8 protein-coding genes are annotated in these 12257 nt (G+C 54.3%); 6 read left to right on the top strand and 2 right to left on the bottom strand.

Going from position 1 to position 12257, the window contains the following annotated elements:
- Positions 1-314: 314 nt before the first annotated feature.
- The 4 genes from B2W96_RS05475 (at position 315) to B2W96_RS05460 (ending at position 5003) form a co-directional block, all read left to right on the top strand.
- On the top strand, positions 315-1139 hold the full coding sequence (locus B2W96_RS05475; RefSeq protein ID WP_293009280.1) for a glycerophosphodiester phosphodiesterase: 825 nt from the start codon (positions 315-317) through the stop codon (positions 1137-1139).
- Between the two features lie 805 nt (positions 1140-1944).
- Positions 1945-3363, top strand: a complete 1419-nt coding sequence (locus tag B2W96_RS05470) for a GntP family permease (RefSeq protein WP_293009279.1) — start codon at positions 1945-1947, stop codon at positions 3361-3363.
- Positions 3364-3432: 69 nt separating this feature from the next.
- Positions 3433-4221, top strand: a complete 789-nt coding sequence (locus tag B2W96_RS05465) for an SDR family NAD(P)-dependent oxidoreductase (RefSeq protein ID WP_293009278.1) — start codon at positions 3433-3435, stop codon at positions 4219-4221.
- 29 nt (positions 4222-4250) lie between these two features.
- Positions 4251-5003, top strand: a complete 753-nt coding sequence (locus B2W96_RS05460; protein WP_293009277.1) for an SDR family NAD(P)-dependent oxidoreductase — start codon at positions 4251-4253, stop codon at positions 5001-5003.
- 209 nt (positions 5004-5212) lie between these two features.
- On the opposite strand, the gene B2W96_RS05455 is transcribed toward B2W96_RS05460, so the two are convergent.
- A complete protein-coding gene (locus tag B2W96_RS05455; protein WP_293009276.1) occupies positions 5213-6010 on the bottom strand; it encodes an IclR family transcriptional regulator in 798 nt (265 codons plus the stop codon).
- Positions 6011-6285: 275 nt separating this feature from the next.
- Between B2W96_RS05455 and ilvD the strand changes: the two genes are divergently transcribed.
- Together ilvD and nifJ are read left to right on the top strand one after the other, a co-directional pair.
- The gene (ilvD, locus tag B2W96_RS05450) at positions 6286-7968 is read left to right on the top strand and encodes a dihydroxy-acid dehydratase (protein WP_293009275.1); all 1683 of its coding nucleotides are present in this window, start codon (positions 6286-6288) and stop codon (positions 7966-7968) included.
- Between the two features lie 61 nt (positions 7969-8029).
- Positions 8030-11554: a pyruvate:ferredoxin (flavodoxin) oxidoreductase gene (gene nifJ, locus B2W96_RS05445; RefSeq protein WP_293009274.1), complete on the top strand. Its 3525-nt coding sequence runs from the start codon at positions 8030-8032 to the stop codon at positions 11552-11554.
- A gap of 206 nt (positions 11555-11760) precedes the next feature.
- On the opposite strand, the gene B2W96_RS05440 is transcribed toward nifJ, so the two are convergent.
- On the bottom strand, positions 11761-12162 hold the full coding sequence (locus B2W96_RS05440) for a bacteriohemerythrin (RefSeq protein WP_293009273.1): 402 nt from the start codon (positions 12160-12162) through the stop codon (positions 11761-11763).
- Positions 12163-12257 lie beyond the last annotated feature (95 nt).

The raw sequence follows: 12257 nt of genomic DNA, 5'->3' as shown, positions 1-12257 counted from the left end.
GCAGCATTTGCTGCGCCGCCTTTGTCTGCCTCCTTCAAATTTCCCCTATATTTTCCGCCGTGGCCAAAAGCTGCGGCGATATTTTTTTAGTGTCCTGTGGAAGGCTGACGGCGCCCTGCGCCGCTTTCCGATTGCCTCCTTCCTCAGCACCAGAGAAAACTCGCGCGCTTTGAAAAGCAACGCCAAGACGTTCATAAGCCTATAACCGCATAAATGTGACGTGTATGCAGAAGCTTCTTAAAAGCCGAACTATAAAATCGGCAGAGGAGGGAGGCGGCATCCAAGTGAGTATGAATCGGCGGATTTTCCGAAAAGTGGGCGCGGGTCTTTTTGCCGCCGCCTTTCTAGCTGTCTGGCTGTGCGGCTCATTGTTATATCAGCCGCTGAAAAAAGCAAATAGCTGTGAAGTTGAAATTATGGCGCATCGGGGGGACTCTTTTCGCTTTCCTGAAAACACAATGGCCGCCTTTCGGGGTGCGGCAGACGCAGGGGCAGACTATGTCGAACTGGACGTGCGTCAGACATTGGACGGGGTCCTGATCATTATGCATGACGATAATCTTCTGCGCACTGCCGGTGTAGACCGGGAACTCTGCGACGTTACCTATAACGAACTTCGCAGTCTGAAAGTAAAGAAGAGTGGGGGACTTTCGTCCGCTCAGGAGACAATTCCAACGCTGCGGGAAGTATTGTGGGTCCTGAAAGGCAGCAGCCTGATGCTGAACATTGAACTCAAACCATGCAGGGTAGGCGGCTATGAGAAGGGAGTCGTAGATTTGATTTTGGAAACAGACATGCAGAACCGATGCCTGATCGCTTCCAGTGACTGCGGAATTCTTCAGCGAGTGAAAAGCTATGCTCCTGAAATTAGAACAGTGTATGTGGGCTGCGATTTTAAAAGCTGCATTCTCCGGCTGCAATGTGCCGATGCAATCAGCCTGAAAGAAAGCTGTGTGGATGCAACTGTTGTTCAGCTTGCCCATTCGGCGGGAAAAAAGATTTATGTGTGGACCGTCAATACAAAGCAGATGCTGGATAAAGCAATTGCTTTAGGGGTGGATGGCGTTATTACAAACAATCCGATGCTGGCAATTCAACGGACTTATTTTGTTGAGCAGCAGCCCGCGGTGCGGGAGTAATATGGGCAGAGAACGCGGATGAATACTCCCACTATGTCCAAGCAGAGAATAATCATAACTATTCCCTGAAATTCGCCGTTAATCGAATTCGGAACATCCCGTAAATTCATTTTGATTTCTCCTCTTGAAAATAATATTAAAGCGCAAAATGATCTCAGGGTATTGGAGGGATATAAACGCCAGCTTCAAAGATGGGAACTTTACTTAATTTTGCTTTAATGTTCCTGAAAGCTTGTGCTTTTTAAAAAATTAAGCGTTTCCATCTGCACCTAATTGGCAAAGGCCTTTTCACTGGTTTGCAGAAAAACAGCCCAAATCCGGCTAATTTTTAAAATTACAGCGCAAGGTGCGGATGAACTGCTCTGTTCTTTGAAGTTTGCGCCCAAATTGTGGACAGATTATTTTTGCGGGCGGCGTTTGAAGTGGATAAATTTTCAATAACACAAGTGTGCAACTGGTGCTTTTTAAATTTATCATTCTTTATTATAGAATATATTTTGAAATATTTATTGATTTATTTAATTTTTGAGACTTTGTTACAACAAACTGGACTGACTATTTTGTTAGAACGCACTATAATTAAGTTAAAATGGAGGCGTTATGCATAAAAATACTCGTCAGATGTTGACAAAATATGTCGTCCGGTCTATTATTTATACAATTCTCCATTATAGAATAATAGGCGATAAAAAAGAACGATGTGAGCGGAGAATAGCTGGCTATGCTAAGGAGGGTGATAGTTCCGGCGTAGGCACTTTCCCAGCAATGAAATTAACACAGGTATGAGAAAAGGAGAGAAACGATTATGTCCGCAGGAATGTTCTTGTTAATTTTGGTGATCGCAATTCTTGCCCTGGTAGTGATGATTGTGAAGCTGAAAATGCACCCGGTACTGGCGCTGTTCATAGCGGCTCTGGGCACCGGCATCTCCCTTGGGTATGGTGTGATCGGCACAGTTGATTTTATCAGCGGCGGCTTTGGCAACACGCTGGGCAGCGTGGGTATCACCATTATTCTTGGTGCCATTATTTCCATGGCCATTGAGGATACCGGCGCAGCCAAATCCATTGCCAACTTTTTTATCAAGCTCTTTCGGGGCAAGAACATGGAGCTGGCTCCGGCTCTGACGGCCTTCATCATGTCCATCCCCGTTTTTGGCGACATCACCATGGTGCTGACAGCCCCCATTGCGTCCATGCTGTCCAAACGTAAGCACATCTCCATGTCCACCATGGCATCCTTCACCGGTCTGGGCCTGTTCCTGACACACGCTCTTGTGCCCCCCACCCCCGGCATTCTGGCCATCGCCATTATGTTTAAGACAGATCTTGGCATGACCATTATGTGGGGCGTTGTGGTATCACTGGTGGGCTTTTTTGTTCCTTATTTCCTGCTGCGCAAGTGGACAGCGAAGGAGTGGATTGAGCCGAACCCCGAATTTGTCCGGGGCATGTCGGAAACGCATTCCGACAGCGTGGACGACATTCTGATTAAGGATCCCGGCCTTCCGAATACAGTTCTGGGCTTCCTCCCTCTGCTGCTGCCCGTGCTGCTGATCTCCGCCTCTTCCTTTGCCCAGATGTACGCCACCGAGGGCAGCGCCATCTACACCTTCTGCACCGTTTTGGGCAATAAGGTCATTGCTCTGTTCGTGGGTCTTGTGTACTCTATTTGGCTGGGCTATCGCCAGCGTACCATGGTGCGGGGCATTTATGCTACCACTTACAACGAGCCGAATATCAAGTTTAACGAAATCATGCTGGACAAGTGGGTTGCCCGGGGTCTGGTGGTCTGCCTCTCCCCGCTGCTGATCACCGCCATGGGCGGCGCTTTCGGCAACGTGCTGAAAAACTCTCCCGCTCTGGAGCCTTTGTCTACGCTGATTGGCAACAGCCCCATTCCCACCATTGTGGTGCCCTGGGCCATTGCCGCCATTATGATGGTCGCCGTTGGCTCCATGACCACTGCCGGCATGACCGCCGCAGCGATTGTGCTGCCCATGATGCCCGATCTGGGTCTGGCTCCTTTGGCGGCTGTGATGGCTATTGGCAGCGGCTGCCTGATGGGCAACCACTACAACAACTCCGGCTTCTGGGTGATGGGCCAGTTCTTCCACCTGAACACGCAGCAGTCCGTGAAGTACGTGACCATCCCCTGCGCCGTGTCTTCCGTGGTGTGCCTGATCACCGTGGCGATTATGAACGCCGTGGGTGTCTTCGGCTAATCACCCGGCTTTAAAAGACGGCTTTTGCGGTCTGTCTGCAAAGCCTGAAAGAACAGAAAGGACACGATCATGAACATTCGCTTTGACAACAAGGTGATCCTTGTCACCGGCGGCACCGGGGGCATCGGCCTGTCCTACGCGGAGCTTGTGGGCACGCTTGGGGCCAAGGTGGCCGTCTGCGGTACAAATCCCAAGAAGCTGGAGGCGGCATTGGAGAGTCTTCGTTCCAAGGGCATCACCGCCTTTGGCGAAACCTGCGATGTTTCCGACGCTGCGCCTCTGGAAAGTTTTGCCGCGCACGCAGAGGCCGAGTTGGGGCCCATTGACGTCTGGGTCAGCAACGCCGGTGTTTACCCCCAGTACAGCATTATCGACACGACCGAAGAGGTGTGGGACCGGACGGTGGATACCAATCTGAAATCCGTCTATCTGGGCGCCCGCATTGGGTATCGTTTTATGAAGGCCCGGGGCGGCGTGATGCTGCTGGCCTCTTCCTTTGCCTCCCTGTTCCCCTCTGTTGGCAGCGGTGTGTACGCCGCCACCAAGTCCGCCATTAGCTCCATGGTCAAAACGCTGGCCGCCGAGCTGGCCCCCTACGGCATTCGGGTAAACGGGTATATCCCGGGGCTGATTAACACGGACATGAACCACGCTCTTATTGAGGAGCGGGGTGAGCAGCTTCGTTCCCCCATTGCTTTGCAAACCTTTGGCGAAGCAATTGACGTAGCATGGGCTATGGCATTTCTGTCTTCCGACTACGCCCGCTATATCACCGGCACCAGCATAGAGATCAGCGGTGGAAAAATGGGCGTTCAGAATCCCATGAAGGCTTGGCAGGATAAGGAAACCCGAGCTTAAGCCTGGGGACAGGAAAGGAAAACCTGAATATGAATGTGAAAGACAAGGTAATTGCCGTTACTGGCGGCGCAGGTGCAATTGGCACTGAGCAGACAAAGCTTCTGGCCGAAAACGGCGCGGAGGTCTGGGTGCTGGATTTGGCGGCAGACCGGGCGGAAGCTCTGGCAAAGGAGCTGACAAACGCCGGCTGCCGCGTCCACGGCGTCGGAATGGATGTGGCCAGTGAAGAGGCTTGGAAGGCAGTGACAGAACGGATTGTAGAGCAGAGCGGGCGGCTGGATGTGATTGTAAACAACGCCGGCATCAATATCCGCAAGACCATTGAGGAAATGACAAAGGATGAGTGGATGCAGATGATGGAGGTAAATACCGCCAGCGTCTTCCTTGCCACCAAGTATGCCATTCCCATCATGCGGCGGCAGGGGGGCGGCGTCATCCTCAACACAAATTCTATCTGCGGCCTGATCGGCCACATGAATACCCCCGAGGCCTATACTGCCACCAAGGGCGCCGTGACGCTGCTGACAAAATCCGTGGCCGCCCGCTACGCAAAGGACAACATCCGTTGTAATTCAATTCATCCCGCCACCATTGACACGCCCTTTGTGGCGGCCCTGATGGCAGACCCGGTAAAAAAGCAGGCTCGGATTGATGAAATCCCTCTTGGCCGGCTGACCACCCCGGAGGACGTGGCCAACGCGGTGCTTTATCTGGCAAGTGAAGAGGCATCTTTTCTCAACGGCGTCAATCTTCCCATCGACGGCGGCGTGACTTGTTACTAAAAATTGCGTTTGCAAGCGGCAAAACTTTAATTGCTTTTTGAAAAGAGCACACGGTGGGGAATAGCACAACCACCCGGTCTGTACATACTCATTTCCGCGGAAACAGCAAAAAACGCCGCGAGTAGCGGCGTTTTTTGCTTAACCTTTATGACGGGGCAAACGTTTCGGGCAAATTTTTTCCCAAAGTCTCCTGGAAGCTTGATGCAGCTTCAGCTAAGGGCTTCGGCCTCCGGCAGTTCCGGCACATACCCAAACACTTTTTTGGAAATCGCCGCGCCGGTTCGTTTCAGCTCATTCACCAGCCCATTGTCGCAGGCCATGCGGATGCGGGAAGTCATACCCGATACACTAATGGCGCAGGCCACGACTCCCGGAGCGGAAAACACCGGAATGGCAACGCAGGACAGGCCGATGGCGATTTCTTCATTATCCTCGGCATAGCCCCTTGCCCGGACCTTGAGAATCTCCTCCCGAAGCTGCTCAGAGTTTGTAATGGTGTTATACGTCATGGTTTTCAGGCTTCTGGAGAAAATCCGTTCCTGCATGGCGGGATCCATGTAGGCAAGGATACACTTCCCCACGCCGGTGCAGTGCAGGTCATTATGGGTGCCGATCTGGGTGCTGATAAAAATAGAGCCGGTGGCTTCTACCTTATCCACGTAAATCACGCCGTCGTTTTGCTCTATCGCACAGTGTGCGGTTTCACCGTACTTGAGATTGATCTGCTCCAGATATGCGTGGACGGAGCGGATGATGATATTCTGAACCTTGACCGTGTTGGAAAAGCTCAGCAGCTTTAGACCAAGCGCGTATTTCTGGTTCTCCGGGTTCTGCTGAAGATATCCCAAGTTGGTCAACGTATTGATCAGGCCGAAGGTTGTGCTTTTGTTAAGTTCCAGCGCATTGGAAATCTCCTTTACGCTGTGCTCCGAACAACCGGTCTGTTGAAATAACTCCAGAATGGAAAAAGCGCGCTCCACCGATTGAATGTTCTTTGTTGTAGCCATAGTCAACCTCTTTTATATGTTCTGTATTGCAGAATACTATTAATTATATTATAAGATACAGGATTCCTCCTGTCAATAAAGCGTAAAAACTTCCAGAGATATTTTGTATGAATAAACATCATACGATATTGACAGACAAAGACTCAAACAATATAATGTTTTTAAGAACAAGAAACGACAGTGTAGAATGGGGGACGAAAAAAACGCAAACTGTTGCTTCTGAAAACAGATGTTAGATAAACCCGTACCGTTAAAGGTTAAGGAGGAAATTTTTTATGGAATTTCGCAGTAAAACAATTTTAGGTGAGGAGGACAGCGCATTTGCGCGGTCCCTGTTTAAGTCCATGGGGTATACGGACAGCGAGCTGAAGGAAGGGAAGCCTCTCATTGGAATCGCCAACACATGGAACACTGTGGTGCCCGGACATTACAATTTGGACAAGGTGGCGGAATACGCCAAGAACGGCATTTACGCAGGCGGGGGCACGCCCGTGGAATTTGGCACCATCGCCGCCTGTGACGGCGTGGCGCAGGGTCACGAGGGAATGCACTATATTCTGCCCTCCCGGGAGATTATCTGCAACTCCGTGGAGATTATGGCCCAGGCCCACCGGCTGGACGGGCTGGTGCTGCTGGCCTCCTGCGACAAAATTGTACCTGCCATGCTGATGGCCGCGGCCCGGCTGGACATTCCCTGCATCGTCTGCGTGGGCGGCCCCATGCTGGGCGGCATTGAGTTTGACGGACGCAAATCCGACCTGACCTCCATTTCCGAGGCCTTGGGTATGGTGAAGGCTGACAAGCTTTCTGAGGGCGAGTACGCCGCGCTGGAGAACACCGCCTGCCCGGGCTGCGGCTCCTGCTCTTTCTACGGCACAGCCAACACCATGTGCTGTGTGTCCGAGGCGCTGGGCATGTCCCTGCCCGGCAGCGCCCTGATCCCCGCTGCCTATGCCGCCCGTCTGCGCAGCTCTTTTGAGGCGGGCCGGACCATTGTGGACTTGTGCAAAAAGGGCATCACCGCCCGCCAGATTTTAACACCCGAAGCGATTCGCAACGGCATCAAGATGACCATGGCTACCTGTGGCTCCACCAACGCCGTGCTGCATCTGTCCGCCATCGCCAACGAAGCGGAGCTGGACATGAACGTAGTGGAAGAGTTTGAGGAGCTGAGCAAGACCACTCCCCAGATTGCCAAGGTCAACCCCGCCGCCAAGCCGGAGATGGAAGCCTTCTTCCGGGCCGGCGGAATCCCCAGAGTCTCTCAGCGTCTGGGCGACATTCTGGATACCTCCGTTATGACGGTCACTGGAAAGACCCTGAAGGAAAATCTGGCGGAATACGTCTATGAGTATCCCGAGGACTCCACGATTATCAAGACCGTGGAGGAGCCCTTCTCCAAAACCGGCGGCGTGGCGGTGCTTCACGGCAACCTCTGCCCCAACACCGCCGTGACCAAGCCCGGCGCCATTGATCCCTCCATGCACCGCTTCGTAGGCAAGGCCAAGTGCTATAACAGCGAAGAGGAGGCCGAGGAGGCCATTCTGGGCGGCAAGGTTCAGGCCGGCGATGTGGTGGTCATCCGCTATGAAGGCCCCAAGGGCGGACCGGGCATGCGCGAGATGTTCAAGGCCATGAAGTATATGTACGGCGTGGGCCTGAGCAAATCCGCCGCCCTGATTACCGACGGGCGCTTCTCCGGCACCAACAACGGCTGCTTCGTGGGTCATATTTCTCCTGAAGCTGCGGAGGGCGGTCCTCTTGCAATTGTTCAGGACGGCGACGAGATTCTGATTGATGTGGACGCGGGCGAGCTGGAGCTTCACGTGTCCGACGAGGAGATTGCTGAGCGCTACAAGAGCTGGAAGCTGCCTGAGAAGCACATTCCCAACGGCTACCTGCGTCTGTATGCCAAGGCGGCTACTTCCGCCGATCAGGGCGCGATTATTAAGATGTAACAGCTCCGTTTCCGGCACGGAATTCTTCTGCGCCGGAGACGATATGCCAGGAGGAATATAGATGTCTGAGAAAAAAATTATGAAAACCATGGACGGCAACGAGGCCTGCGCCACCGTTGCTTACCACTTTACGGATGTGGCCGGGATATTCCCGATTACGCCGTCCTCTCCCATGTCCGAAAAGGTGGACGAATGGTCTGCCGCCGGACGCAAGAATATGTTCGGCCAGCGGGTGACGCTGGTGGAGATGCAGTCCGAGGGCGGCGCCGCCGGTGCGCTGCACGGCGTGGCCGAGGCGGGCGCTTTAGCCACCACCTTCACCTCGTCCCAGGGCCTGCTTTTGATGATTCCCAACCTGTATATCATGGCCGGACACCGGATGCCCGCCGTGTTTCACGTGGCGGCCCGCTCTGTGGCCCAGCACGCAAACAACATCTTCGGTGACCATCAGGACGTGATGACCTGCCGCACCACCGGCGTGACCATGATGTCCTCGTCCAGCGTGCAGGAGGTGATGGACCTTGCGGCGATTGCCCATCTGGCCACCGTCAAGACCCGGGTCCCGTTCATTCACTTCCATGACGGCTTCCGCACCAGCCACGAGATTCAGAAGATTGAGATGATTGATCTGGACCGTGTTTCTGCCCTGATGGACAAGGATGCTCTGGAGGAGTTTCACCGCATCGCCATGAACCCCGAGCATCCCGTTCAGCGCACCACTGTGCAGGGCCCCGACGTGTATTTCCAGTCTCAGGAGGCCAACAACGGGACGTATGACGAGATTCCCTCCGTGGTGGAGGGCTATATGCAGGAGATCAACAAGATCACTGGCCGGGATTACCATATTTTTAACTACTACGGTGCGCCCGACGCCGAGCGCGTGATGGTCATGATGGGCTCCGCCTGCGAGTGTGCCAAGGAGGTTGTGGACCATCTGTGCGAAACCGGAGAAAAGGTGGGCCTTCTTCAGATTCACCTGTTCCGCCCCTTCGATATGCAGTATTTCCTGAACGCCCTGCCCAAAACGGTGAAGAAAATCACCGCCATGGATCGTTCCAAGGAGCCGGGCGCCATTGCCGGGGCGGTATATCTGGACGTGTGCGCCAGCTATGTCAACGACGGCGATGCCCCCGAGATTTTCGGCGGCCGGTACGGGCTTGCGTCCAAGGACGTGACCCCCGCCCAGATGAAGGCTGTGTTTGACAACATGAACGAGGCCGCGCCCAAGCGCATGTTTACCATCGGCGTGAACGACGATGTGACAAACCTGTCTCTCGAGGTTCGCGAGCCGCTCATCACCGAGTCCGCGGACACGGTTTCCTGCAAGTTCTGGGGCCTTGGCTCCGACGGTACCGTGGGCGCAAACAAAAACTCCGCTAAGATTATCGGCGACCACGCGGGGATGTATACGCAGGCGTATTTCGAATACGACTCCAAAAAGTCCTACGGTATCACCAAGAGCCACCTGCGCTTCTCCAAAGACCCCATCCGTTCCACCTATCTGATTAAGGCGGCGGACTTTTTGGCCTGCCACTCCCAGTCCTATATCAACAGCTATGACATGATCCACGAGGTGAAGGACGGCGGAACTTTCCTGCTGAACACCGCGTGGACGGAGGAAGAGCTGAGCGAAAAGCTGCCCGGCGACGTGAAAAATTATATTGCAAACCACAATGTGCAGTTTTATATTGTGGACGCCAATAAGATTGCCCGGGAGCTGGGTCTTGGAAACCATGCCAACCTGATTTTGCAGTCTGCGTTCTTTAAGCTTGCCCGTGTCATGCCGGTGGATGACGCCATCCGCTACATGAAAGAGGCCGCCCAGAAGACCTATGCCAAAAAGGGCGAAAAGGTCGTGAACATGAATCTGGCCGCCGTGGATGCGGGAATCAACAGTCCCGTCAAGGTGACGGTTCCCGCTGAGTGGGCGCAGGCGAAGGATGACCGCACGGTGGATGAAAATCTCCCCGCTGTGGTGAAGAACATCGTCATCCCCTGCAACCGCCAGAGAGGCGACGATCTGCCGGTGTCCGCCTTGCTGCCCTATCAGGACGGCACGTATCCTCTGGGTACCTCCAAATACGACAAGCGGGGCATTGCTTCCGCCGTGCCGTCTTGGGACCCCAACAAATGCTTGCAGTGCAACCAGTGCACCTTTGTCTGTCCCCACGCGTCCATCCGGGCGTATCTGGTGGACGAGGAAGAGGCAAAGGCCGCTCCCGCCGGGTTTGAAATGGTGGACGCCAAGGGCGCTGCGGGGCTGAAATACCGCTTGCAGGTCAGCACGCTGGACTGCACCGGCTGCGGAAGCTGTGCCGCCTCGTGCCTGGCCAAGGACAAGGCCCTGACCATGAAGCCCGTGGACGACAGCATGTATGATGAAACCAACTGGAACTACGCCCTGACGCTGACCGAAAAGCCCGGCGTGTTTAACCGCAAGACCCTGAAGGGCAGCCAGTTCTCTCAGCCCTTGGTGGAGTTCTCCGGGGCCTGCGCGGGCTGCGGCGAAACGCCCTATGCAAAGCTCCTTACCCAGCTCTACGGCGATAAGACCTATTGGGTCAACGGCGTTGGCTGCTCTCTGGCGTGGGCGGGCGCGTTCCCGTCTCTGCCATATACCGTTAACAAAGAGGGACGCGGCCCCGCGTTCTACGGGACGCTGTTTGAGGATCAGGCGGAGAACGGCCTTGGCATGGTGCTGGCTGTGAAGCAGCGCCGGGCCAATGTCCGCCAGCAGGTGGAAGCGCTGATTCCTCTTGTGTCCGGCTCCGAAGTGGAAACCGCCTGCAAGACATGGCTTGCCTCGTTTGAGGATCTGGACACCAATGATGTCGACGCCCGGGCACTGGCCGCGGCGCTGGAACGTGCGGAGCTTTCCGGCGAAGCCAAGACTCTGGCTGAGGAAATTCTGCTGCACCGCGACCAGTTGGGCAAGAAAACGGTCTGGCTCTTCGGCGGCGACGGCTGGGCCTATGACATCGGCTACGGCGGTCTGGACCATGTGATGGCCTCCGGCGAGGACATCAACGTGTTTGTGGTGGACACCGAGGTGTATTCCAACACCGGAGGACAGTCCTCCAAGGCCACGCCCGTGGGCGCCTCCGCCAAGTTTGCCGATGGCGGAAAGAGAACTGCCAAAAAGGATTTGGGCCGTCTCATGATGACCTATCCCGACGTATATGTGGCCTCTGTTGCCATGGGCGCCAACCCCGGCCAGCTGATGAAGGCCGTCAACGAGGCCGTCAGCCATAAGGGCCCCTCCATTGTTATCGCTTATGCTCCCTGCATCAACCATGGCATCAAGGCCGGCATGAACAATGTGCAGGCCGAGATGAAAAAGGCAGTGGACTGCGGTCTGTGGCCCTTGTATCGCTATGATTCCCACAGCAAGGAGAAGCCCTTCTCTCTGGATTATAAAAAGCCCTCCGTGCCTGTCAGTGAGTTCCTGAACGGGGAGGTTCGCTATTCCGGGCTGAAGGTGAAGTATCCCGAGGCTGCCGAGATGCTCTTTGCCCAGGCGCAGCAAGAGGCGGACGACCGCTACCGGACCTATGTCCGTCTGGAAAAGAGCTATAACGAAGCGTAATCCCCTTGGGTCCGCCAACCCGCCTTTGCCCCGCCGTGCTTACCTTCTCTTTCATTTTCCCACGGGGCGGTGTGGGCGAATTCCTTATACAAGACAGCAGGCCCTTTGGCCTGCTGTCTTGTGGCTTTCTGTGGAGGATAGGTTGCTTTGCACAGGGATAAAACATCTGCCGTGCCCAAATTCCGGCACGGCAGATGTTTAACATTTTATTTTCCCTGCGTTTTTGCAAATTCGCCAATCTTTTTGTCCATGTTGGAGATGTGTTTTGTCAGCCAGTCCACCACGATTTGATTGGCGCTGATGATCACCAGAATGTTGCCTCCTGAGGCGGCGTAATCGCTGCGCAGCTTTTGCAGTTGGGCGATGAAAGCGGTGTGCGCGGCCTTTTGCTCCGCATAACCCGGATAGTGAATGCGCTGCATATAGCTCTCTTCATCGGCAAAATGTTTTTTGGTGTAGCTGTCCAGAAATTCCAGCAGCTCGCCTATGTATTCTTTGGCCTGATTTCGTTTTCCCGCTTCAAAAAGCAGCTCGGCTTTTTCAAACAGAAGCTTGTGCTGATCGTCAATTTCCCTGACCCCAACGGAGAGATTCGGCGTCCACGGCATGGTGATTCCCCCTTTTTATATGTCTCAAATCTTTTTACTATCATACATCATCATAAGGCGATGTTCAACTGTTCCGTGGAGAAACCGGATGCATA

Source organism: Oscillibacter sp. UBA6647 (assembly GCA_002455655.1).
Lineage (GTDB): Bacteria > Bacillota > Clostridia > Oscillospirales > Oscillospiraceae > Oscillibacter.
This window is presented reverse-complemented; position numbering and strand designations above follow the sequence as displayed.